The sequence below is a fragment of the Haloarcula onubensis genome (assembly GCF_031624605.1).
GTDB classification, from domain to species: domain Archaea; phylum Halobacteriota; class Halobacteria; order Halobacteriales; family Haloarculaceae; genus Haloarcula; species Haloarcula onubensis.
Genome location: NZ_JAMQOS010000003.1, coordinates 60,416 through 81,356, shown reverse-complemented (window position 1 = coordinate 81,356; position 20,941 = coordinate 60,416). Strand labels below are relative to the sequence as shown.

Below are 20,941 nucleotides of genomic sequence, written 5' to 3'. Positions count from 1 at the left end.
CGTTCGAGAGACACTCGCCGAGCGACGCGAGGAGCGCGACGATGACTGAGGCCTCGCCCGCTCGCGTCGTCGCTGACGCCGACGTGCTCGCGGCCGACCTGCTCGTCGGCGGAGCGGCCCGGGACGCGCTGGACCACGTCCGGCGCCACTCCTGGGTCACGCTCGTCGCCAGCGACGCCCTGCTCGACGACGCAGCGGCCGTCATCGCCGACCTCTCCGACGACGCCCTCGCGGCCGACTGGCGCGAGCGAATCGAGCGAGAGCGCGACCCGGTCGAGCACCCCGAGGGCGACCACCCGGCGCTGGCCTCGGCCTACCGGGGCGGGGCCGCGCACGTCCTCAGCTACGACGAGACGCTGCGGAGCGCGAAGACGGGGCTGGCACTCACCGAGTACATGGACGTGAGCGTCCGGGCGCCCGACGCCTTCGCCGCGCTGTTCGACGCCCAGTCGCTGTACGACCTGGTCGAGGGCGGCGAGTATCCCGGCCCGGACCGGGACCCGCGAGCCTAGTCGTCGCCGCTCGCGAACACTTCCGTGGTACCGCCGGCGGCGGTGGTCCGCGTCTCGGTCACGTCGAACTGCCGGAGCAGGTCGTGCAGGTCGTCGGTGCGCTCGGCGACCGAGCGGACCTCGCCGGTCACTTCGGAGATGGTCGCGGTCTGCTGTTGGGTGGCGGCGGCGACTGACTCGGCCTCCCGTTTGGTCTGTTCGCTGACTGTCGCCACCTCGTCGACGGCCGCGACGACCTCCTGGGTCGTCTCGGCTTGCTCGTCCGTCGCGTCGGATATCTCCTGGATGGCGTCGTTGACCTCGCCCAGCACGTCGACGATGTCCTCGAAGTCCCGCAGCGTCGCCTCGATGCTGTCGGTGCTGTCGGCCACGCGCCCGCTGGTCGCCTCCACGTCCGCGACCGTCTCGCCGGCGCGCTCCTGGACTGCGTCGATACGCTCGGAGACGTCCGCGGCCGCGTCGCGGGTCTCCTCGGCGAGGCTCTTGACCTCGTCGGCGACGACGGCGAAGCCGTCGCCCTCTGCGTCGGCGCGGGCCGCCTCGATGGAGGCGTTCAGCGCGAGCATGTTCGTCTGCTCGGCCACCTCGGTGATGACCTCGACCACCTCGTCTATCTCGGCTATCTCGTCGACCAGTCCCTCGACCGCGTCGGCGATTTCGTCGATTCGGGCGGTCATCAGCTCCAGTTCGTCGATGGCCGCGGCGGCCTCGGCCCGCCCGTCGCGGCCCCGCTCGGCCGCTCGCTCGGCGGTCTCGGCGGCGTCGGTCGCCGTCGCCGCTATCTCCTCGACGGTGGCCGACAGCGTGTTCATATCGCCCGCAACGGCGTCGTGACGGTCGGCCTGCCGGCTCGCGTCCGCCGAGATGTCCTGGACCGAGCGCGCTATCTCGTCGCTCGCCCGGTCGATTTCGGCGACGCTCTCGGTGACGCGGTCGCCGGACTCGGCCACCTCGTCTGCGAACTCGGTCACCTCGCCCACGGTGTCCGCGAGCGTCCGGAGGAGGTCGTTGTAGTCGGTCACGACCCGCTGGAACTGGTCGTCCACGTCCTCGAACTCCGCGTCGATAGTCGCCGTGAGGTCGCCGGCCTTCGCCCGCTCGGCGGCGTCGCCGAAGGCGGTCACCAGCTCCGAGAGCGCCGCCGACCGCGCTTCCAGGTCCTCGGTCATCTCCTGGAGTTCCGTCGTGTAGGCGTCCATGTTGGTCGCCATCCGGGAGAGCGACTCGCCGAACGTCCCGGGCACGTCCTCGTCCAGCACCGGGTCGTCGAACTCCTGTTCGGCCAGCGCGTCGGCCTGCCGGGCGACCGTCGCCAGGGACGCCTGCATCGCCCCGAAGGAGTCGAGCAGGCTCGCGACCTCGTCCTCGCGCTCGCTGTCCGGGACCTCGACGTCTATTTCGCCGGCCGCGATGCGGTCGGCCCGCGCCGCCATGTCGACGACCGGCCGAACGAGGTCCTCGCGCGTGATGAACACCGTGTTCGCGAAGGCGACCGTCGCGCCGGCCAGCAACAGGCCCGTCAGCGCGAACTGGACGACCCCGTCGAACACGACGGCGACGACGGCCAGCGCCACCGACACCCCGAACTGGATGCCGACGGCCGCGAGTACCTTCCGCTCGATGGAGCCGGACACTCCCACCAGGTCCAGCGACTGCCGTATCAGCTCTTTGTACTGTTCGACGACTGGTCGTGCCATACCCGATATCACGGCCGTTCTTACTTCAACCGCTATCGCCGTTCCCAGTACCTGACAATACATGCCAAACTGCCGACTCCGGCCACTCGCGGTCACCGCCCGCTGTTGACCCACCGGGTCACCCGGCGGACGACCGGGCGGGGCGCGACCCGGCACAGCAGGTCGACGACGCGCATCGCCCGGCTCGGGACGACCACCGTCTCGCCGGCCATCAGCCCCGCGTAGGCCGCCTGGGCGACGTTCTCCGGCGAGTTCGAACTGACCGACCCCACCGACGACGCGCCCATCCCCGCCCGGTCGGCGAACTCCGTGTCGACCGGGCCGGGACAGACCAGGGTCACGTCGACCTCGCCCCGTAGCTCCTCGGCGATGGCTTCGGTGAAGCTGTTGACGTAGGCCTTGCTCGCGTAGTACGTCGACAGGCCCGGCCCCGGCGCCATCCCGGCCATCGAGCCGACGGTCAGCACCTTCCCGTCGCCGTCGAACCCGTCGAGGAAGAGGCGCGTGAGCTCTACCGGGAGGACGACGTTGAGCCGCAACTGCGTCCGCTCTTCGTCGAGGTCGCTGTCGCCGAAGGGGCCGTAGGTGCCGACGCCGACGTTGTTGACGAGGATGTCGATATCGAGCTCCCGGTCGGTGATCTCCTCGTGGAGGTCCATCGCCGCCGCCGCGTCGTCTAAGTCCATCACGATGGGTGTGGCCGTCACCCCGTGGGCTTCGAGGTCGTCGGCGAGCGCTCGGAGTCGCTCCTCGCGCCGGGCCACCAGCGCCACGTCGTGGCCGTGGGCCGCGAACTCCCGGGAAAGCGCCGCGCCGATACCCGCAGACGCCCCGGTGACGAGGGCGGTGCCGGGTTCGCTCACTGCCCCGCCACCCCGTCACGCCGGACGCGTCGCGGGCACTGTAACAGCACGACGTCACGCCGCCGTCGCAACCGCCGACTGACGCGGCCGTAGTCGGGGAGCGCCCCGCTCATCGCCCGGCATGCCACTCCGCGAACTTCGCCAGCGCCCGCCCGCGGTGGGAGACAGCGTTTTTCTCGTCGGTACTCATCTCCGCGAACGTCGTCCCGCCGTGCTCGAAGATAGGGTCGTAGCCAAAGCCCCCGTCGCCCCGCGGCGCGACGATGTCGCCGGGGACTCGTCCCTCGAACAGTTTGACCGGCAGGGCGTCCTCGCCCCCCGCCACTTGCTCGTCCGTCGTCGCGCCGCCCCGGTCGTCCGCCGCGAGGTCCTGGCCCCGGCGCTCCTCGCGGTCTATCGGTTCGGGCGTGGCCGCGAACTCCTCCCCGTCGCAGTAGGCGATGACGGTCTTGAACGCCGCGCCGTGGTCGTCCTCGGGTTCGGTCAGCCGCCAGACGCGCTCGATGCCGACCCTGTCCTCGACGTAGGAGGAGTAAGGTCCCGGGAACCCGTCGAAGGCGTCGATGAACAGGCCCGCGTCGTCGACGATGACCGGTCCGTCGGCCGCCCGGTAGGCCGCGCGGGCGCCGTGGGCCGCCACCGTCCCGAGGTCGTCGGCCTGCACCTCTGGGTAGTCGAAGTCGAACTGGACGACCTCGTCGTCCAGGTACGCCGTCGCCTCCCGGACCTTCCCGGGGTTGGTCGTCACGAAGTTGAGCATACCGCTACACGAGCGGGCAGCCACAAAAGGGGCGTCGAAACCGCGCGGCTGTGTGCGCAGCAGCCAGTCAGTCGACGACGACTTCGACCGGTTCGTCTTCGGCCTCGCTCTCGAACTCGTCGCTCCCGCCCCGGCGCTCCTGATACAGCATCGCGCCGGCGACGGCCAGCACGACCCACGCGCGCCAGTTCGCCAGGTTCAGCGTGTAGCCGATGCCGAAGGGCTTCTCGACCAGCATCCCGTCGCCGGGCTGCCAGTACGAGGAGACCAGCCGCTTCAGACTGGGCCGCTCGAAGTTGTACGGGACGCCGAACAGTTCCCCTGACTGGGGTTTGTCTACCATGCCTCCTCATACTCGCGGCTGGATTAAATCCCTTTGCCCCCACCTTTTTCTGCGTCGGGTTTCCTCGCGCGCTCTCCGAGCGCGCTGTGGGAACCCTCCTTGAAAACGTGGGCGAAAAAAGCGCGAATCGCCGCTGAACGGCGATTCGCGTGAACCTGCGGCCTTCGGCTGCCGGATGCTACTGCTCACTTCGCTTTGCCTCGCTTCGGCGCCAGCCCTGCCCTCCCCCGGGTCGCTCGCGCGTGGCGTGGCCACGCCCCTCGCTCCCGACCACCGCTCTCACTCCACGGACGTCAGATAGATGGCGGCGACGGCCAGCCCGATGCCGGCGACTTTCCGCCCCGTGAGCGGTTCGTCGAGGAGGGCGATACCGAGCACGGAGCTGGTCGCGATGAACATCCCGAAGATGGGGACGACGACGCTGACCGGGCCGGCCGCCAGCGCCCGGTAGTACGAGATGATGCCCACCGTCAGCGCGATGCCCGCGCCGTAGGCGTAGATCGACCGCTCGTGGGTGAGATACGGCGTGACCGACACGTCCGACACGAGGATGATGCTCACCGCGGCGACGACGAGAATCCCGTTCGAGATGAACACGACCACGTCGCTGGGAATCTCGACGGTCGCGAGTTTCACCAGCGGCGGGACGAGCGTGTAACCGAGCAGCGCGATGAGGGCCCAGACGAGATAGCGCATCGCGTGGGCAGACGCGCGCGAGACAGGTGTGCGTTCCGGATGCGTTACTCGACGGCTGTCCCGGGTTACTGATACCGGCCCCGCCCCTCGATGTCTGCCAGGCTGGCGAAGACGTCGTCGGCGTGGCCGCTCTCGGCCCGATAGGCGTCACAGGCCGCCGAAAAGAGTGCCTCGGGGTCGTCGGCCGTACCCGCGAGCGACTGGGCCAGCACGTGGAGGTCCATCGCGTGGTCCTCCGGTTCCCCCGTGTAGTAGCCCAGGCCGAAGTCGATGAGGAAGACACGCTGTTCGCGGCTCGCTCCGGTCCGCGGTCCGTCGGCCCTCGCGCTCCCCGCTCGCTCGTCCGGCGGCGCCACGCGCCGCCCGACTCTGACGTTCCGCGTCGTCGGGTCGCCGTGGACGAAGCCGGCGTCGTGGATGCGTGCGAGGTGTTCGCCGACGGCCCCGACGCTCTCTGCGGTCAGCGACTCCCGCAGGTCCGCGCTCCCGACGCGCTGGAAGACGATGCGTGCTTCCTCGGGGTCCACGTCCCGCACCAGCGGCGTCGGGACGCCGTGGCGACGCGCCTCGCTCGTCAGGCGGACCTCCTGTCTCGTGCGTTCGGTCCGCAACCGCTCGTCCAGCGTCGGGTGGCGGTAGCTCCGGGGACTGCGTGCCTTGACGACGCGGTCGGCCTCGATGGTGACCGTGGCTTCCGCGCCCTGGACCTCGGTTTCGACTCGACCGCGGCGGTCGACGGATTCCGCTGGCCCTCGCCAGCGCACTTCGACCTCGTCCGGCCGGAAGTTCGAGTCGATAGCGGAGTCCGCTATGGCGAGCGTGTCGCCGGCGGCGTACATCTTCGCGCCCAGCATCGCTATCATGCCGGCGTTGTCCCGCAGGAAGCGGTTCTCCGGCGCGTGAAAGTCCGCGCCGCGCTGCTCGCACATCTCGCCGAGCATCCGCTGGAGGCGCTCGTTCTGCCCGACGCCGCCGCCCAGGACCAGCTCGTCGGCGCCGGTGAGCGAGAGCGCCCGTTCGGAGACCTCGGTGAGCATGCCGAAGATGGTCTCCTCCAGGCCGCGACAGACGTCATCGACCGGCACGTCCTCGTCGACGGCTTGCTTCGCGGCGCTCATGATGCCCGAGAAGGAGAAGTCCATTCCCTTGACGACGTAGGGCAGTGGGTGGTACTCCCCGTCGCGAGCGTGGCGTTCGACCTTCGGTCCGCCGGGGTGTTGCCAGCCGACGTGGCGGGTGAACTTGTCGATGGCGTTGCCCGCGCCGGTGTCCATCGTCTCGCCCAGCACCCGGTAGCGACCGTTCCGGTAGCCCAGCACGTGGGCGTTCGCGCCGGAGGCGTTCAGACAGACCGGCGAGTCAAAGCCCGAGCGGTGCCGGCCGACCTCCAGGTGGGCGACCATGTGGTTGACGCCCACGAGCGGCACGTCGAACCGCTGGGCGACGGCTCTGGCCGCGGTGGCGACGATGCGCAGGCAGGGGCCGAGGCCGGGACCGCGCGAGAATGCGACGGCGTCGATTGGGGCGGCGGTTCCGTCGGCCGCCGCCCGCTCCTCTGCGTGTGCGATGGCCGTCTCGACGACCTGGGGTATCTGCTCGCCCATGTGCTCGGCGGCCTCGCGCGGGTGGATGCCGCCGCTGTCGGGCTGGTAGGCGTCGGTCTCGATGAAGACGTGGTCGTCGCTGGGGTCGGCCAGGTCGTCGGTCTCGAAGACGCCGTCAGCACTGGCGTCCTGACGAGCCTTCGAGACCGACAGCGTATCGGTCTCGAAGACCGCAGCACTGGCTGCCCAGGCGGTTCCCTCGATACCGAGAATCCGCATCGCGCCTTACTTCCACTCGGTGTAGCCGCACTTGCCACAGTGTTGCCGGTCGTCGTGGTCGGCAAGCACCGTGTCACCGCAGCGCGGGCACGTGTCCTTGGTCAGTTCGCCGTCGTCGTAGTACTCGTTGCGGGCCATCTATGCTTCCTCCGCTCCTTCCTCGCCGTCGGCGACTATCTTGTTGCGCTCGAGCATGTGGTCCTGTTCGACGTCGCGGGCGTACTCCGGGTTGTCGTAGACCTTCGCGTAGCCGACGGTCTTTCGCATCCCGAACTTCGTGTCGAGCTTGTGGATGACGACCTCCTCGGCGTCCTTGTTCAGCGTCGCGGCCAGCGAGTCGCGCACGGAGAGCCGCGAGGGCGTCGCCTCGTCGTGGACGACCTCGAAGCGGACGTCCGTTCGGTGCAACATGGGATTTTCGTCTTCCTCGATGATGTCGATATCCATGGTTCGTTGTCCATAGATTCCCGTCGTAGCGCCTAAAAGGATTTCGAAGCCGCCACTCGCGGTGTCACGGGTCGTGGCAGCGCGCGTGTCGAACAGGTCGCGCTGTCCGGTGGCACTGAACGCCTGCTGCCCGTCACAGCCGACAGTATAAGTGTCGCCTGCGCCAACTGGACGCCGAGGGATTCCCATCTACTCACGAGACCACTTCCTGCTCTCGGTCGCCGTCGGGCTCGTCGCCGGCCTCTACGCCGGGCTTGACCTGCTGACCGGACTGGGCTGGGTCGCCTTCGCCGCTGCCATCGGCGTCGGCATCGACTTCGACCACTTCCTGGTCGCCTGGTACAACACCGGCGACCCGCGGGCGATTCGCTACTGCCTGCGGAACCCGCGGGTGGTCGTTCTCGACCAGGAGTCCATCTTCCACGAGTACGAACTCGGCAAGCTCGACCGCCTGCTGAGTCACACGCTCATCGGCGGGCCGCTGGTCGTCGGTCTCTGGCTCTTCACGCCGGCGCTCGCGGCGCTCGCTGCCGCGACGCTGTACGTCCACGTCGTCGCCGACCTCGTGGCAGATATCCGGGACGTGCGCGAGACGAACGCGTCGCTTGGATAACGCCGTCTCTCGTTGTGCTTGCCGCTGAGGGCCAGAAAGTCCCGTTAGCGATAGCGTTACGAACAGCCGGAAATCCCCGGCCCGCTACACTCGGGGGCTTTCCGGCTGTTCGTCACGTGTCGTCCGTCACTATCGGCGCTATATAACTGTTCAGGTAAAACCCGTTCACCCAACAGCGACTCACAGTTGCCCGATATCAGCCAGCAATCGAGCGAGGTGAATCCGCTCGTTGGCCGCCTCTGTCAGCGCCATATCCGTCTCGCCGGCGAGTTCGTGGACCCGCGCCAGCCGCCGCCCGGAGTAGCGCGAGCGGGCCACGGAAAGCAGTTCCTCGATGACGTCGTCGGCGCCGTAGCCCTCGTCGACGAGCAGGTCGTCGAGCGTCGAGCGGGCGTCGGTGAACCGTCCTTTCTCGGCGGCATCGACCATCGACTCGACGGCGTCGTCGGCTTCGAGGCCGGTCAGGGTCTCGTAGGCCGTCTCCATCGTGAGTTCGCCGGTCTCTTCGTAAGTGGTCTGGGCGGCCAGCACCGCCGTTCGGATGTCCCCCTCCGCGTAGCCGGCGACGTACTCCAGGCCGTCGTCGTCGTGGTCGACGCCCTCGGCGGCGACGACGGCTTCCAGCACGCCGACGGTCTCGGCGTGGGTCGGCGCGCGCATCACGACCGGGAAACACCGCGAGCGAATCGGCGGAATCAGGGCGGAGGGCTGGCGCGTGGCGATGACGAACTGCGTCGCCTCGTAGTACTGCTCCATCACCCGGCGCAGCGCCTGCTGGAAGTCCTCGCGCATCCCCTCGGCGTTGTCCAGCAGGATTGTCTTGTAGGTGCCCGACATCGGCGAGTAGCTGGCGGACTCTTTCAGGACGTGGTTGATGAGGTCGGCCTTCGAGGACTCCCGGCGGCGCTTGCTGTCGATGAAGGAGGCAAACCGAGGGTCCGACGACACCTCCTTCTTGGTCATGTCGAAGACGTCGGCGACGTTGAGTTCGGTGAAGTCGGCGTCCGGGTTCTCGTGGACTTCCCGGGCGTAGGCCCGGACGGCGGCGGTCTTGCCCGCCCCCTTTGGCCCGTGGACCAGCAGGTTCATCGGCTCCTCGATGGCCCCCTGCAGGTGCTCGCGGGCCTCCGGCTGGGGGATGTCTTCGAGTGCCGGCGCGTGCGTCTCGGTCCACAGCGGCGCGTCCATCTGTCGGCTGGGCGTACGCGAGGGGTCGTCAAGTATCCCCCGCTTTGGGCGGTTCCGACTGGAAGACGGCCACTCGACGCGACCCGGTCAGTCCGCCGCTATTCGACGGGCCTGTCCGCCCGGTGCTCGCTGATAATCTGGTCGACCATCTCCGCCTTCTGCTCCTGGCGGCGCTGTTCGGCCCGGTCGTGCCAGTCCGCGATGGCGTCCTCGACGGCCTGCTCGCGGGCGACGGCGAGTTCGTCGACCTCCTGGACGGGGACCGTCTCGGCGGGGGCGACGGGAATCTCGCGGTCGAACAGCACCTCGTCGGCGGCCTCGGAGAGGTTCTGGTTCCGGAGGACGAGCCGCGGCTCGACGTCGGCCAGCCGCTCGGCGGTCGATTTCCCGGCGCCGGAGGCGTCACGGAACATGACGATGTCGCCCGCGACGAGGCCGTACTGCTCGTCGGCCGTTTCGATGGCGTCGCGGGTGAACTGCTCGACCACCTTCACCGCGACCAGCCCCTCCTCGTGCTCGGAGACGTCGGCGAAGTTCGAGTGGTCGAGCTTCCAGAGCTCTTTGAGCCGCTCTAACTTCTCGCCCAGTTGCTCGCGTCGCTCCTTTTCCTCCTCTACCTTGCGTTCCAGCGCCTCGTTGCGTCGCTGCAGCCGGGTGACCTCGCGGTCCTTGCGGACCTCGCGCCGGCCCTCCTGTCGGGCCTTCTCCAGCTGTTTGTCCTTCTCCTGGAGCTGGTCGTCCTTGCGCTGGATGGTCCCCTTGAGCTCGTCGACGTGGTCCTCCAGTCGGTCGATGCGGGCCTGCAGGCGCTTGATTTCCTTCTCCTCGGCGGTGAGCTCGCGGGGCTCGTGGCGCTCGGTGGCCTCGGCCGGTTCGTCCTCGCCCTCGATGTCGCGCAACACGGACTCGACGGACTCCTCGCCGGCGACGACGCGGGCGACGACGGGGCCGACCTCGTGGCGCGGCGGGACCTTCTCGGCGACCCGCTCGAACTGGCTCTCGTGGTGGTCGAAGGCATAGAGGGCGGCGGCCATCGCGTCGCGCTCGTGGTCGTTGTCGTACCCCTCGTGGCGGGTCCGGTGTTTCTTCTCGTCGACGGGCAGGTCACGCTCCGGTTCCCAGCCCGCCGCGTCGAACGAGCGGCGGAACTTCTCGACGGTCTCGGGCATCGGCTCCACGTCGGCGGCGACGACGACCGGCCGGCCTCGCTCGATTATCCACTCGATGACGTCGGCCCGGTCGCTGGTCCGCGAGGAGTAGACGTCCAGCACCTCGCCGTCGAGGCCGACGATGGCGACGGCCGTCGTCGTCCCGGGGTCGACGCCGACGACGACGTGGTCCCGGCGTTTCGCCAGCGGCCGGAACTCGATGCCGTCTCTCCGGACGCGCTCGATTTCGACCCGCGTGTCGCCCGAGCGATGGGTCGAGACGGGGATGTCCTGTGGCCGCGCCTCGACGCGGAAGACGGCGTTGGCAAAGCCGCCGTACTTCTCGGTCACGTCGCGCTCGTACGCCAAGCCCGCGGCGTCGAGTTCCGACTCGACCTCGCGGGCCTCGTTCTTGACCGCGCCGTGGATGCGCCGCGTGTAGCGGTCCTCGGACCAGCCCCCCTTGCCGGTCGAGCGACCCCGCGAGACCTTGACCTCCGTCGTGTCGGTGAAGGCCGACACCTCCTGGCCGACGTTGGCGGCGGCGAGTCGCGCGGCGGCCTCCGCTTCCTTCATCGGCTTCTTGCCGTAGGGGACGCCGTGGCGCTTGGCGACCCGCGAGAGCGGTTCCGGGCGCTCGTCGCCGGTCACCTGCACCAGTCTGGTCTCGTCGGGGAGCGACCCCAGGAAGTGGACCAACTGGTCCTTGTCGGCGGCCAGTTCGTACATGTTGTCCGTCGCCACGATGGCGGGCGCCTCGCTTTCGATGCGCCGCCTGAGTTTCCGTCGTGAGACCACGTCCCGCTCTAGCTCGTCGCCGTCGAAGACCACGAGCGCGTAGGAGGGGGCGTCCCCGCGGACGTCACCGCTCTGGATGTCAACCCCGAAGATAACGGCGTCGAGCGCTGCCGTACGGTTCACGGGGGCGGCTAGGGGGTGCGTGATAATAAATGTCGTTCCGGGCTAGCAGTCGTGGTCGGTGTGAGAGTGGTCGGTGCCGAGAGCGAGACGGCCACGGTCGGAGTGGCCAACGACGGCCCCGCCAACAGCCAGAAAGCCCCGGGCCGTTCGACGGCTGCGACTCGCTGCGCTCCAGTAGGTGCTTGCTTCGCCTCGCTCGTCGAACGGCCCGCCCCTTTCAGTCCCGCCCATGACGGCTGGTCAACCGGTTACGGGCGGGACTTTCTGGCTGTTGGCAGTGTTGTCGTCACTCACTGCTAGCGGGGCTTTCTGGCTGTTGGCAGTGTTGTCGTCACTCACTGCTAGCGGGACTTTCTGGCTGTGGGCGGTAGCAAACACCCCAACTCAAGAGCCGTTCACAGAGACAAAGACCGAGTTTACCGAACCGGGTTCTCGGGACCGCGGCCGAGGAACTCAGAGAGGAACTCGAAGACGGTCTGGGCGTCGTAGCTGTCCATGTACATGCGGTGGCGCCACGCCGTCAGGACGAAGTCGGACTCGGCGCTCTCGTTGGGGTTCGGCATGACGACGACGCTGCGCCAGGTCCCGGTGTGGGTATCGGCGAACGCCTGCAGGCTGGTTCGAGCGGACTCGCTCATCGCACTCTCGTCGTAGTAGATGACGACAGCGCCGTGTTCCAGCGAGTGGACGACGTTACCCGGTGGCTGGGGCTCCTCGTAGAAGCCGCCCTCGGCGGCCGCGCTGTAGTGGGGCCCGGACAGCGGCGGCGACCGCGTGTAGTCGATGTCCTGACCCGTCGAGACGTGCTGGTTGCCCTCGCTGGGGAACTGTTCGACCGCGGCGAGGGCCTCGCTGTCGCCCGACTCGTCCAGCGCGGCGCCCTCGATGCCGTCGGCGCTCCCGCCGCCCCCGCTCAGTTGCGTGACGTAGACGACAGCGCCCAGCGCGATGACGATACCGACGGCCCCCGCCACCACGGCGAGCGAGAGCCCCTCGTCCTCGTCTGCCCCGCGGCTGTCGACCCGCCGCCGGTCGATAACGCCGAGGTCATCCTCGTGGCTGTCGGCGAGGTGGTCGAGATAGGCCTCCTCGCCGTCGAACGACCCCCCACAGTAGTCGCACTCTACCATTGACCCTACCGTATGTCGCGGGGGGCTTTGAACGTACTGCTGCCTACGACTCCAGCGCGGTCACGAGCGCCGCGAACGCCTCGCGCTCGCGCTCGTCGCCGGTCTGTTGGTCCGTGTCGTCCCGCAGCCGCCGCTTTATCGCCCGCAGCGCCGCCCCGTCGACGGCGGCCAGCTCGTCGGCCACGGCGCGGGGGTCGTCGGTGACCCGCGAGACAAGCCCCATCCGCAGGGCCGCCTCGGCGTCGACGGTCCGCCCGGACAGCGCGAGGTCCAGCGCCTCGCCCTCGCCGACGACGCGGGGGAGTCGGGTCGTCCCACCCCACGCGCCAAAGAGGCCCAGTTTCACGCCCGTCTCGGCGAACGTCGCCTCGGGAGTCGCCACTCGGATATCGCAGGCCAGCGCCAGTTCGACGCCCCCGCCCCTGGCCGCCCCGTCGACACCCGCGACGACTGCCCCGTCGTACGTTTCGAGCGCGTTCGCGACCCGCTGGCCCAGCGCGGCGAACTCGCTCGCCGCGTCGGCGTCGAGCGCACGCACCTCCTCTAAGTCCGCGCCGGCACAGAACGCCGACCCCTCGCCGCGGAGATACAGCACCGGCTCGCTCGCCTCCGCGACGGCACGCTCCAGTTCGCGCAGGGCCGCGCTGTCGAGCGCGTTGCGTCGCGCCGGCCGCGCGAGCGTCATCACGCACACGTCGCCGTCGACCGTCTTCCGGACCATGCCCCCGCTGACGGTGGTGTTTCCAAAGGTCTTTGCCCTTGCCACCGCTAGGTCGCGCCAATGGAGGAAGTGGCGGCGGTCCGCCGAGCCGCACTGGCGGGTGTCGACGACGTCGAGCCCGAACGACTCCGTGACCGTATCACCGCCCGGCTCGACGACGCCTCGCTCGCCCCGGGCGTCCTGACGCTCGTCGCCGCGACGGCGACCCGTGGCCACACGGTCGACAGCGACGACGACCGCGCCGCCGGCGTCCAGCTCATCTACGAGGGGCTCGCGCTGACTCGCCGGCTCGCCCACGACGACCCCTGGACCACCGGCGACCGCGACGCCGCCGACCTCGACATCCTCATCGCCGACATCCTCGTCTCCCGCGGGTTCTATCTGCTCGCTCACACCGAGGCCGCCGACGCCGCCGTCGACGTCGTCCGCGAGTTCGGCAAGGACCAGACCGAACTCCGAACGACCGGCGACGCCGACTTCGACGGCAATCTGGAGGCCGACGTCTGCGAACTCGCCGTCGTCGCCGGCGTCACCGCCGCCGGCCACACGCCGACGCCGGAGTTGAAGGCCGTCGGCGCCGACCTGGCCGCCGGCGGCCTCCCCGAGAACGCGACCCTGCTCAACGGCGAGGTGGCCGACCGGCTCTCCGGCCATACGAATCAGGCCGCGGCCGACCCCTGACGATACCCGCTGACGGCTCCGCCGTCGGCGCGAATCGAAACGCCTAAAGACAACTGCGGGATAGACACGAGTGCGTGCCTGGGTAGCTTAGCGGTAAAGCGCGTCCTTGGTAAGGACGAGACCCCGGATTCAAATTCCGGCCTAGGCTTTTCCCGACCACACTTCTGCGAGGCGCTCCGTCGCCGAGCGACAGCCGTGGTCGGGGAAACCGATAGCGGAATTTGAATCCCTGCCAGTCGCAGCCCGCGCAGTCGAGCGTAGCGAGACGAGCAGGAACGTCTGGCTCTGGTTCAAATTCCGGCCTCGCCGGACACAAACTGCGAGCGGCGCGTTTCGTTCTCCAGTGGGGCCCTCGCTATTTACGTGCCAGTCGCGTACCGTGGTCGTATGGCGTTCCGGGCGCTCTTGTGCGTCGCTGTCGGCGCGGCGACGACCGTCGTCTCGACGCTACTCGTCGCGGTAGCGCTCCCGCTGGTGGGCCTCGGAGCGGCCGCGCTCGTCGGCACGTCGCTCCCGGTCTGGCTGTTCGCGCTGCCACTGCTGGCCTGTCCCGTCCTCGGCGGTGGGATTACGGGGGTACTGCAGCCGGTCGAGCTAGCGGCTAGCGCGCTACTTGCCGCGCTCGCGGCCGCGCTCGGCGTCCTGGTCGTCGGCCTCCTGTCGTCGGTCGGACTCGGCATCGTTCTGCTCGGGATGACGCCGGCGCACGCCTCGAACACGCCGACCTTTTCCACGGTCGTGACCGACCTGGCGCCGTTGCTCGCGGGCAGCGGGTTCGTCGTCGGCGCGGTACTGGGAGCCGTCGGCGGCGTCGGTGGCTCCGCTATACGAGACCGATTAGGTGCGTGAACCCGAGTCCTGACCTAGCTATCTCTGTCCGGCTCCTCGGCCAGCGCCTTCTCCCGCAACTCTTTGCACTTCTCGCCCTCGACACGGAGGTCCGGCACCGGCGTCGGTTTCCCGTCCTCGACGGCGACGAAGGTGGCGTAGGCGCTCGTCGTCAACTCCGTCTCGCCGGTGTGGGGGTTCTCCGCGCTGACTTCGATTCGGACGCGGACGCTGGTGTGGCCGGTGGCGTAGGCATAGGACTCCACGAGGGCGTTGTCGCCGATGGGGACGGGGCGCTCGAAGTCGATGCGGGACATCTGGGCGGTGACACAGGACTGCTCGGCGGCCCGCATGGCCGACATCGCGCCGATTTCGTCCATCCACTTCATGACGAGTCCCCCGTGGGCGCTGTCGTAGTTGTTGGCGTGGGTGGGCTGGACGCGCTCGCGGTTGACGATGTGCGTGTCGGCGACCTTGGGCATGGGGCGGGCTACAGTGCGCGGAGGTAAAAACGGGCGGTTCGGGGCTACTGCTGCGGGTTGGTTTCCTCGAACGGCTGGACGATGACGAACCCGTCGGGGTTCGAGAACTCCAGTTGATACTGCTCGCCGGAGGACTGACCGATCATATCCGAGATGCTGCGGTTGACGCTGCTGGACGGGGAGTTGTTCGCGCTCCAGGCCACCGTCGCCTGCGGGTCGGTCTTGACCGGCGGCGTCAGCACCAGCGGGTTCCCGTGGGTCGTGATGGCGATGCTCCCCGGGCCTTCGAGGAAGACGTTCACCAGGCCGCCCGCGGAGGCCCCCGAGACGCTACCGATGGTCGAGATGCTGTAGTCGACGCTCGACTCGAAGGCGAGCACGTCGTTGCCGTTGACCGAGATGGACTCGCCGGCGTCTAAGTCCATAATCTGTATCTCCTTGGCCTCGTCGGCCACGTAGACGTGTCCGGTCCCCTCGACTTTCATCACCGGTGTCCCCTCGCTCGTCGCCTTCGACTTGATGAACCCGGTGAGCCCGCCCTCGGCGTTGGACTTCCCGGTAAAGGAGAGGTCCCCCTCGTAGGCTATCATCGAGCCGGCCTTGGTCATGACCGAGCCGTCGACGGCGATGTCGAGCAGCTTGCTGTTCTCTAACTGGAAGGTGTCGCCACCCTCTTCGGGTCGGTTTTCGTTGACAAATTGGTCGACGTCCATTGTGTATCTCGGCTGAGTGGTCAGCCGCTACCCCCGGGTTCGTCACCGTAGTATGAAAATTTTGCCCTACTGATGTGTGTATTAAATGTCAGTGCAACGGAACAAATCGGCGGTCGGCTGTGATCGCCAGCCGCTCAGAACGGCAGCGGGAACGGCACGGAGCCACGCGAGTACCCCTCGAGGCGGCCGTCCGGTCGGTAGCGGAAGACGACCAGCGGCTCGTAGCCGACGCTGGGTCGCTCGCCGCGCACCCGCTGCCACTCGTCGTCGCGAAAGGAGGTGCAGTCGACGACGAGGACGGCGCCGGGGTGGGCCGCCAGTTGGTCGCGGGTCTTGGCGTCGCCGGAGGCCTTCAGCGCGCCGATGGCGGTGTCGACCTGCCGCCGGCTGGGGGGACGGGGGCGGGTCACCTCGACGAGGGTGTCCTCGACGCGGAAGTCGACGGAGTGGCCCGAGGCCAGTTCGACCTCGGGGACGATATCGTTGCCCGAATCGACGAGCAGTTTCGCGGTGTTGAACTCCCCCATCGTCGCCTGCATCCGCGAGAGGTCAAAGCCCTGGCTGGTGCCCAGCTTGCTCGCCATCGTGTAGCGGTAGTCGTCGAGGACGCCGGTCGCCAGGAAGTCGTCGTAGAACGCCAGCCCGTCCTCGCGGTCGGCGTCGGGGAAGCCGCCGGCGTGGTCACGGAAGAAGGTCCGGGTCGAATCGCGGCCGTCCTTCGAGAGGAAGACGGGCAGGAAAAAGTGCGCTAACGTCTCGTACTCGGTGAGCCAGGGGTCCTCGACCTCTAGCTGGGCGAGCAGTTCGCGCTGGCCCCACTCGGCGATGGGGTCGGGGCTGCGCTCGAAGGATTTCTTGTCCGTCCGCCAGAGGGTCTCGGGCGTCTCGGTGTTGCCGGCCCAGTAGGCCTCCTGGCCGTTCCAGATAAAGAGCGCGAGGTCGCCGTTGTCCATCTCCAGCCGGCGGGCCGCCCACCCCTCGGGCGGAGCGAACCACGGGCCGTTCAGCGTCGCGCCGAAAGAGTCGTCGAGCGGGGAGAGCAAATCGCGCCGGACGCGGTCCTCGTTCCAGCGCTCGGTCGAATGTCGAAAGCGAATCGGGCCTGCCACAGTGGCATACAGACGGTCAACGGTCTTGTGCGTTCCGCTGTGGGGGCTACAACTGCGTCTCCCGTCCGTATCTGCGAACCGACTGACCGTGGCGGGTTACAGGGCGTGCGCCACCAGCGCTCAGCCGTGCTCGATATCGAGTCCGTGCTCCCGACAGAACGCCTCCAACTTCGCTACGAGTTTGTTCGAGTCGCCCGACTCGGTGCCCCAGTCGTGCTGCAGGAGCCCCGCTCCGCCGCCTCCGGAGACGATGGTGACCTCACAGGTGGTCTCGTCGACGAGTTCGAAGATGGTGGTCGTCTGGAGGCTCGAATTCGTTTTGAAATGGTACTGCTCGGTGACGATGACTGCGAATCCGTCCCCATCGTAGTCGACGCGCTTGTTCCGTGGCACACCGTTGATGGCGCTGGGTAGTCTCCCGGCGTTTTCCCCGTGAACGGTAACCGCAATCTGCTCCATGCTACTGCTGCACAGTGTCGCCGTGCAAATTAGTATTCGTCCTGTCTCTGCGAGCGGTGGCGGTCGAAAGCGACCGCGAGAGGCGCGGTTCGCCGTCAGCGCTCGCTCCGACAGACACCGGAAGGCGCGCCAATGCGCGCCTTCCGGCTTTTTCGCCCACGTTTTTCGAGGAGCCTTCCCACAGGCCGCCTTTGGCGGCCGAGGCAAGGCGACGACGAAAAAGGTGGGGGGCCACCGTTACATTGATAGTCACTACCACACAAACTATAGTGTGGTAACCTATGTCTATGGGAGCGTACGACAACGACGAACACGAACGCCGTGAGCGCAAGAACAGCGAAGTGGAGCTGTCGGAGGACGACGACCGGACGGCGTATCACGGTAAGGTGAGCTACGACAGCGGCGAGTCTACCGAGGAGCTGCTGGACCAGTTCAAGCAGATCAACTCCGACTGAGGCGGCTTCTGGACCTGACCTGTAACAGCGCCACAGAGGCCCCAGTGACGACCGTGACGGCGGCCACGTGGGCGAGCAGCGCCGCGAGCAGCACCCGCTGGTCGAGGACGAACGGAACCAGCACGAGTTGGAGGACGCCAAAGCCCCACGTCTCGATGTCCGCTCGCTGGAACACCCGGGCGGTGTCGGGCTCGAAGCGAAAGCGTAGCGACCGCCAGAGGCCAGTCACGGAGGCCCACCAGCCGGTGCCGATGCGGTAGCAGATGTCCCAGAGGATGAGCAACATGAGATACACCACGAGCACCGGCGGCTCCGGGCCAAAGAGCGTCGTCAGCAGCGGCTCGCTGGCTCGCTGGGGGTTGAACACGAAGATGTGTACGAGCAGGGCGATGTAGGCAAGCACCGCGAGCACCACCTCCATGTTCGAGGAAAAGAGCAGCGCCCGGTAGGTCGGCGGGACGTCGATACGCCGGACGAGCGTGCTGATTCGCAGCATCTCGACGCTGCCGACGGTGGCGACGAAGATGACCGCCGTCGCCGCGATGGCGACGTTCCAGGTGTCGTAGTACCACGACAGGCCGACGACGGCGACCTCGAAGACGACCAGCTGGATGGCGAGTGCCGCCCACGTGGGCAGGCGGATGCCCGGCAGGGCGCCGACGATGCTCTCGTACACCCACGTCTCGCCGTAGTCGGGATGGGGGGTCTCGCTGCTCACCGCTTGTCCCCGCCCGGCTGTACGTGCATGTCCCACACGGAGGCCCGCAGGCTGTTAAAATGCGCTGTCCGCCCGGTCACCACCCTGGCGTCGAGGGTGCGCCGTCGGCGTCCTCCACGACACCGGGGTCGGGAGCGTCCCTAGCGCGCTTTCCGTCCGCGACGGCGGCCCGCTCCCAGCGGTCGATGGCGCGGCCGGCCCACGAATCGGCCCGCAGCACCGCTTCGAGGGCCTGCTCGTAGCGCTCGCCGTTGACCGCGAGCGTCCCCGGACTCGACGCGGCGGCGACGGCGACGAACTCCGCGCGGTCCTCGGGGGTCGGGTCGCCGTCGCGAAAGCGCCCGACCCTGCTCTCCACCCGGTCGGGCTCGGGATGGGCGAAGACGCGCTCGCCGACCGCACCGGGGCCAAAGCGCGGCGTCACGTCCGGGGGCTCGTCGTCGAGCAGCCGCCGGCCGCCGTGGACCGACTCGACGCGCTCGCACTCGGACTCGGTTTCGAGCAGCAGGTTCTCGCCGGGATACGTCGCGCAGGCGTCGGGGTACAGGTCGTCGTCGTGGACACGACACTGCAGCGTCGTCGGGTCCAGAAAGACACAGCTACGGAGCCACGTCGTCGGCCGGTCGAACGGGGCGACGGGTTTGGGCGGTTTCCGGAGGCCGACGAAGAAGACGGGTCGGCCGTCGATAGCCGCCACGTCTACCCCGTCGAGCGTGACGCTGCGGTCGTCGTCGGCCCGCCACAGCCGCGGGCGCAGGGCGTCGCCGTAGCCCGCGTCGACGAACGCCCGGACCTCCTCGCGGGCGAGAGGGACGAGGTTGTACGCGTCGTCGAGCGGCTCGAACGGCCCCCGTCGCTCGTGGTCGATGTCGCGGCCGGTGAGCGGTCGCCAGTCGATACAACAGCCCGCACACCCCTCGCAGTCGACCTCCATACGTTCGTGTAGGCGGGCCGACACCAAAAGGAAGGGCCTTAGGCGCGAGGCCGCTAGCCGGGGTATGGCCTCGGACACCTGTGACGGCTGTGACGACTCGGTGTCCATCGGCGGCGGCATCGCCAACATCTGGACACAGGAGAGTCGCCCCACGGAGGGCATCATCCTCGAACTTGCCGACGGCACCGAACACCTGCTCTGTTACGACTGCATCGACCGCCTGCCCGACGACCGCGAGGTGCGGGCGGCGGACGTCAGGGACCTGGCGTAGTCAGGTACCGGTGTCTTCGCTCTTGGCCCCGCCACCGGTCCACCGGGTCACGTCGTCGGCCACGCGGAGCGGGCCGTCCCGCCAGCGGACGTACGCGAGCAACGCGACCCCGCCGACGGCGGCGAAACCGACGTGGAGCAGTCCGGTCTCGCCGACCCAGCGCGTCGGGCCCACGAGGTCGACGACGAGCAGTTCCGGCGTCCGCTGTGAGACGCCGAGGCCGAACACCGCGCTCATCGCGTAGTTGTACCAGACGTGAAACCCCATCGGCAGGGCGAGGTCGCCGGTCAGGGCGTACACGCCGCCGAGGACGAGGCCGGCCAGCAGGTAGTAGCCGTACTGGGCGGGGTCGGTTATCTTCCCGGCGTGGAGCGCGGCGAAGACGGCCGAACTACAACAGACGGCGACGGCGGCGGCCGCCCACCGCGGGACGTAGCCGTCGGCGCCTTCGGCGAGGTTCGACAGCATCGCGCCCCGGAAGATAAACTCCTCCCACGACGCGGCGACGGCGACGTAGGCGAACACCACGGCCATCGCCGCCGGGAACGGGAGCGCGCCGGCGCCGCCGGCCACCCCAGTGATGGTCGCCCACCCGGCCGCCACCGCGACGGCCAGGGCGCCGGCGTGGAGCGCCGTCGCTACTGCGCCACCGACGGCGAACGACCGCCACCACTGCCGGTCGAGCGACAGGCCGTAGTCGGCGACGGGTCGCCGGTCGAGCAACCGCGCGCTGCCGAGGACGGTCCCGACCAGCACGGCCGCGAGCGCGAGCGCCTCGACGGCTTCGACGACGGGATGGTCGAACTGTGCCCTGATGGCCGGCTGGAGGAGCGCCAGCGCCAGGAACGAACACACCAGAGGCGCCACCGCACGCAGCGGCGCGCGGAGTCGGCGCTGGTCGCGGTTCCACACCGGCCAGACGAGCCACTGCCAGGCCCGCCGAAGCGTCGGGACGGTCCGGTTCGCTGTCGAGTTCGGGGACATGCTCCGACCGACGGTCGCCACTGTTGTAGCCGCCGTCGTACGGCTTCCGCCCCGGAAGCCGGTGGGGGCTTTTTATTCCCCCGGCGTCGGTGATGAGCGTATGGACGAGGGCGGCGACGACGAACTCCTCGCGTTGCTCGACGACGAGTACGCGCGGGCCATCCTCGCCGAACTCACCACCGAACCGATGTCCGTCTCCGAACTCTGTACCGCCTGCGGGATGTCCGACGCCACGGCCTACCGCCGCCTGGACCGACTGCAGACGGCCGACCTCGTGGCCGAGGAGCAAGCGCTCGACCCCGACGGCCACCACTACAAGCGCTACGTCGCCACCGTCGAGGACGTGACCGTCACCTTCGCCGACGGGCGCTACGAGGTGACGGTCACCCGCGACGGCGCCGATCCGGCCGACCGCTTTACCGACCTGTTCGAGGGGTTGTCCTGA

Annotated in this window: 26 protein-coding genes and 1 tRNA gene; 8 read left to right on the top strand and 19 right to left on the bottom strand. The window is 68.7% G+C overall.

Annotated elements, in window-relative coordinates; translation table 11 throughout:
- The first annotated feature begins 41 nt into the window (after positions 1-41).
- Positions 42-512 carry a DUF7384 family protein gene (locus NDI86_RS09860; protein ID WP_310900254.1) on the top strand — a complete coding sequence of 157 codons (471 nt, stop codon included), beginning with the start codon at positions 42-44 and terminating at the stop codon, positions 510-512.
- Here NDI86_RS09860 and NDI86_RS09855 read toward each other — a convergent pair.
- From NDI86_RS09855 to NDI86_RS09820, 8 genes are all read right to left on the bottom strand, one after another.
- Positions 509-2,209, bottom strand: coding sequence for a methyl-accepting chemotaxis protein (locus tag NDI86_RS09855; protein ID WP_310900253.1), 1,701 nt, complete (start codon positions 2,207-2,209; stop codon positions 509-511). The genes NDI86_RS09860 and NDI86_RS09855 overlap by 4 nt on opposite strands.
- 92 nt (positions 2,210-2,301) lie before the next feature.
- A complete protein-coding gene (locus NDI86_RS09850; protein WP_310900252.1) occupies positions 2,302-3,072 on the bottom strand; it encodes an SDR family NAD(P)-dependent oxidoreductase in 771 nt (256 codons plus the stop codon).
- Positions 3,073-3,181: 109 nt separating this feature from the next.
- A complete protein-coding gene (locus NDI86_RS09845; RefSeq protein ID WP_310900251.1) occupies positions 3,182-3,832 on the bottom strand; it encodes a non-canonical purine NTP pyrophosphatase in 651 nt (216 codons plus the stop codon).
- A 67-nt stretch (positions 3,833-3,899) separates the two neighbouring features.
- Positions 3,900-4,175, bottom strand: a complete 276-nt coding sequence (locus NDI86_RS09840; protein ID WP_310900250.1) for a DUF5808 domain-containing protein — start codon at positions 4,173-4,175, stop codon at positions 3,900-3,902.
- Positions 4,176-4,454: 279 nt separating this feature from the next.
- Complete coding sequence (locus tag NDI86_RS09835; RefSeq protein WP_310900249.1) at positions 4,455-4,871, bottom strand: EamA family transporter; 417 nt, start codon at positions 4,869-4,871, stop codon at positions 4,455-4,457.
- Positions 4,872-4,936: 65 nt separating this feature from the next.
- Positions 4,937-6,694, bottom strand: coding sequence for a bifunctional N(6)-L-threonylcarbamoyladenine synthase/serine/threonine protein kinase (locus NDI86_RS09830; RefSeq protein ID WP_310900248.1), 1,758 nt, complete (start codon positions 6,692-6,694; stop codon positions 4,937-4,939).
- 6 nt (positions 6,695-6,700) lie between these two features.
- On the bottom strand, positions 6,701-6,832 hold the full coding sequence (locus NDI86_RS09825; protein WP_310900247.1) for a 30S ribosomal protein S27ae: 132 nt from the start codon (positions 6,830-6,832) through the stop codon (positions 6,701-6,703).
- A complete protein-coding gene (locus tag NDI86_RS09820; RefSeq protein WP_310900246.1) occupies positions 6,833-7,141 on the bottom strand; it encodes a 30S ribosomal protein S24e in 309 nt (102 codons plus the stop codon). It abuts the gene before it with no gap.
- A gap of 151 nt (positions 7,142-7,292) precedes the next feature.
- On the opposite strand from NDI86_RS09820, the gene NDI86_RS09815 reads away from it, so the two are divergent.
- Complete coding sequence (locus NDI86_RS09815; RefSeq protein WP_310900245.1) at positions 7,293-7,754, top strand: hypothetical protein; 462 nt, start codon at positions 7,293-7,295, stop codon at positions 7,752-7,754.
- A gap of 180 nt (positions 7,755-7,934) precedes the next feature.
- On the opposite strand, the gene NDI86_RS09810 is transcribed toward NDI86_RS09815, so the two are convergent.
- The 4 genes from NDI86_RS09810 to NDI86_RS09795 all read right to left on the bottom strand — a co-directional run bounded on the left by NDI86_RS09810 (position 7,935) and on the right by NDI86_RS09795 (position 12,862).
- Positions 7,935-8,942 (bottom strand): AAA family ATPase, encoded by a 1,008-nt coding sequence (locus NDI86_RS09810; RefSeq protein WP_310900244.1) that lies wholly within the window; start codon positions 8,940-8,942, stop codon positions 7,935-7,937.
- A gap of 98 nt (positions 8,943-9,040) precedes the next feature.
- On the bottom strand, positions 9,041-11,011 hold the full coding sequence (locus tag NDI86_RS09805) for a DUF460 domain-containing protein (protein ID WP_310900243.1): 1,971 nt from the start codon (positions 11,009-11,011) through the stop codon (positions 9,041-9,043).
- Positions 11,012-11,427: 416 nt separating this feature from the next.
- Positions 11,428-12,141: a DUF3105 domain-containing protein gene (locus tag NDI86_RS09800; RefSeq protein ID WP_310900242.1), complete on the bottom strand. Its 714-nt coding sequence runs from the start codon at positions 12,139-12,141 to the stop codon at positions 11,428-11,430.
- A 43-nt stretch (positions 12,142-12,184) separates the two neighbouring features.
- A complete protein-coding gene (locus tag NDI86_RS09795) occupies positions 12,185-12,862 on the bottom strand; it encodes an enoyl-CoA hydratase/isomerase family protein (RefSeq protein WP_310900241.1) in 678 nt (225 codons plus the stop codon).
- A gap of 60 nt (positions 12,863-12,922) precedes the next feature.
- Here NDI86_RS09795 and NDI86_RS09790 point away from each other — a divergent pair, with 60 nt between their 5' ends.
- The 3 genes from NDI86_RS09790 (at position 12,923) to NDI86_RS09780 (ending at position 14,392) form a co-directional block, all read left to right on the top strand.
- Complete coding sequence (locus tag NDI86_RS09790; protein ID WP_310900240.1) at positions 12,923-13,543, top strand: DUF7114 family protein; 621 nt, start codon at positions 12,923-12,925, stop codon at positions 13,541-13,543.
- A 76-nt stretch (positions 13,544-13,619) separates the two neighbouring features.
- A tRNA-Thr gene (locus tag NDI86_RS09785) sits at positions 13,620-13,691 on the top strand.
- Between the two features lie 239 nt (positions 13,692-13,930).
- Positions 13,931-14,392, top strand: a complete 462-nt coding sequence (locus NDI86_RS09780) for a hypothetical protein (RefSeq protein ID WP_310900239.1) — start codon at positions 13,931-13,933, stop codon at positions 14,390-14,392.
- A 14-nt stretch (positions 14,393-14,406) separates the two neighbouring features.
- Here the strand turns inward: NDI86_RS09780 and NDI86_RS09775 are convergent, their stop codons facing one another.
- The 4 genes from NDI86_RS09775 to NDI86_RS09760 all read right to left on the bottom strand — a co-directional run bounded on the left by NDI86_RS09775 (position 14,407) and on the right by NDI86_RS09760 (position 17,134).
- Positions 14,407-14,853, bottom strand: a complete 447-nt coding sequence (locus NDI86_RS09775) for an acyl-CoA thioesterase (RefSeq protein ID WP_310900238.1) — start codon at positions 14,851-14,853, stop codon at positions 14,407-14,409.
- 44 nt (positions 14,854-14,897) lie between these two features.
- A complete protein-coding gene (locus tag NDI86_RS09770; RefSeq protein WP_310900237.1) occupies positions 14,898-15,566 on the bottom strand; it encodes an AIM24 family protein in 669 nt (222 codons plus the stop codon).
- Between the two features lie 134 nt (positions 15,567-15,700).
- Entirely contained in the window at positions 15,701-16,675 is a 975-nt protein-coding gene (locus tag NDI86_RS09765; protein ID WP_310900236.1) for a DUF5784 family protein, read from the bottom strand.
- 120 nt (positions 16,676-16,795) lie between these two features.
- Entirely contained in the window at positions 16,796-17,134 is a 339-nt protein-coding gene (locus NDI86_RS09760) for a hypothetical protein (protein WP_310900235.1), read from the bottom strand.
- Between the two features lie 281 nt (positions 17,135-17,415).
- On the opposite strand from NDI86_RS09760, the gene NDI86_RS09755 reads away from it, so the two are divergent.
- Positions 17,416-17,589, top strand: a complete 174-nt coding sequence (locus tag NDI86_RS09755) for a DUF5786 family protein (protein ID WP_310900234.1) — start codon at positions 17,416-17,418, stop codon at positions 17,587-17,589.
- On the opposite strand, the gene NDI86_RS09750 is transcribed toward NDI86_RS09755, so the two are convergent.
- A complete protein-coding gene (locus NDI86_RS09750) occupies positions 17,576-18,307 on the bottom strand; it encodes a DUF7530 family protein (protein WP_310900233.1) in 732 nt (243 codons plus the stop codon). The genes NDI86_RS09755 and NDI86_RS09750 overlap by 14 nt on opposite strands.
- Before the next feature lie 76 nt (positions 18,308-18,383).
- Positions 18,384-19,241 (bottom strand): YkgJ family cysteine cluster protein, encoded by an 858-nt coding sequence (locus NDI86_RS09745; protein WP_310900232.1) that lies wholly within the window; start codon positions 19,239-19,241, stop codon positions 18,384-18,386.
- A 64-nt stretch (positions 19,242-19,305) separates the two neighbouring features.
- Here NDI86_RS09745 and NDI86_RS09740 point away from each other — a divergent pair, with 64 nt between their 5' ends.
- Positions 19,306-19,512 (top strand): DUF7561 family protein, encoded by a 207-nt coding sequence (locus tag NDI86_RS09740; RefSeq protein WP_310900231.1) that lies wholly within the window; start codon positions 19,306-19,308, stop codon positions 19,510-19,512.
- On the opposite strand, the gene NDI86_RS09735 is transcribed toward NDI86_RS09740, so the two are convergent.
- The gene (locus tag NDI86_RS09735) at positions 19,513-20,496 is read right to left on the bottom strand and encodes a CPBP family intramembrane glutamic endopeptidase (protein ID WP_310900230.1); all 984 of its coding nucleotides are present in this window, start codon (positions 20,494-20,496) and stop codon (positions 19,513-19,515) included. It lies immediately after the preceding gene.
- 100 nt (positions 20,497-20,596) lie between these two features.
- Between NDI86_RS09735 and NDI86_RS09730 the strand changes: the two genes are divergently transcribed.
- Positions 20,597-20,941: an ArsR/SmtB family transcription factor gene (locus NDI86_RS09730; protein WP_310900229.1), complete on the top strand. Its 345-nt coding sequence runs from the start codon at positions 20,597-20,599 to the stop codon at positions 20,939-20,941.

Excerpts from the sequence above, each read along its gene's own strand:
- NDI86_RS09860 (WP_310900254.1), top strand. The coding sequence starts at position 42 with ATGACTGAGGCCTCGCCCGCTCGCGTCGTCGCTGACGCCGACGTGCTC.
- NDI86_RS09855 (WP_310900253.1), bottom strand. The coding sequence starts at position 2,209 with ATGGCACGACCAGTCGTCGAACAGTACAAAGAGCTGATACGGCAGTCG.
- NDI86_RS09845 (WP_310900251.1), bottom strand. The coding sequence starts at position 3,832 with ATGCTCAACTTCGTGACGACCAACCCCGGGAAGGTCCGGGAGGCGACG.
- NDI86_RS09840 (WP_310900250.1), bottom strand. The coding sequence starts at position 4,175 with ATGGTAGACAAACCCCAGTCAGGGGAACTGTTCGGCGTCCCGTACAAC.
- NDI86_RS09835 (WP_310900249.1), bottom strand. The coding sequence starts at position 4,871 with ATGCGCTATCTCGTCTGGGCCCTCATCGCGCTGCTCGGTTACACGCTC.
- NDI86_RS09830 (WP_310900248.1), bottom strand. The coding sequence starts at position 6,694 with ATGCGGATTCTCGGTATCGAGGGAACCGCCTGGGCAGCCAGTGCTGCG.
- NDI86_RS09825 (WP_310900247.1), bottom strand. The coding sequence starts at position 6,832 with ATGGCCCGCAACGAGTACTACGACGACGGCGAACTGACCAAGGACACG.
- NDI86_RS09820 (WP_310900246.1), bottom strand. The coding sequence starts at position 7,141 with ATGGATATCGACATCATCGAGGAAGACGAAAATCCCATGTTGCACCGA.
- NDI86_RS09810 (WP_310900244.1), bottom strand. The coding sequence starts at position 8,942 with ATGGACGCGCCGCTGTGGACCGAGACGCACGCGCCGGCACTCGAAGAC.
- NDI86_RS09800 (WP_310900242.1), bottom strand. The coding sequence starts at position 12,141 with ATGGTAGAGTGCGACTACTGTGGGGGGTCGTTCGACGGCGAGGAGGCC.
- NDI86_RS09795 (WP_310900241.1), bottom strand. The coding sequence starts at position 12,862 with ATGGTCCGGAAGACGGTCGACGGCGACGTGTGCGTGATGACGCTCGCG.
- NDI86_RS09790 (WP_310900240.1), top strand. The coding sequence starts at position 12,923 with ATGGAGGAAGTGGCGGCGGTCCGCCGAGCCGCACTGGCGGGTGTCGAC.
- NDI86_RS09780 (WP_310900239.1), top strand. The coding sequence starts at position 13,931 with ATGGCGTTCCGGGCGCTCTTGTGCGTCGCTGTCGGCGCGGCGACGACC.
- NDI86_RS09775 (WP_310900238.1), bottom strand. The coding sequence starts at position 14,853 with ATGCCCAAGGTCGCCGACACGCACATCGTCAACCGCGAGCGCGTCCAG.
- NDI86_RS09770 (WP_310900237.1), bottom strand. The coding sequence starts at position 15,566 with ATGGACGTCGACCAATTTGTCAACGAAAACCGACCCGAAGAGGGTGGC.
- NDI86_RS09760 (WP_310900235.1), bottom strand. The coding sequence starts at position 17,134 with ATGGAGCAGATTGCGGTTACCGTTCACGGGGAAAACGCCGGGAGACTA.
- NDI86_RS09755 (WP_310900234.1), top strand. The coding sequence starts at position 17,416 with ATGTCTATGGGAGCGTACGACAACGACGAACACGAACGCCGTGAGCGC.
- NDI86_RS09745 (WP_310900232.1), bottom strand. The coding sequence starts at position 19,241 with ATGGAGGTCGACTGCGAGGGGTGTGCGGGCTGTTGTATCGACTGGCGA.
- NDI86_RS09740 (WP_310900231.1), top strand. The coding sequence starts at position 19,306 with ATGGCCTCGGACACCTGTGACGGCTGTGACGACTCGGTGTCCATCGGC.
- NDI86_RS09735 (WP_310900230.1), bottom strand. The coding sequence starts at position 20,496 with ATGTCCCCGAACTCGACAGCGAACCGGACCGTCCCGACGCTTCGGCGG.
- NDI86_RS09730 (WP_310900229.1), top strand. The coding sequence starts at position 20,597 with ATGGACGAGGGCGGCGACGACGAACTCCTCGCGTTGCTCGACGACGAG.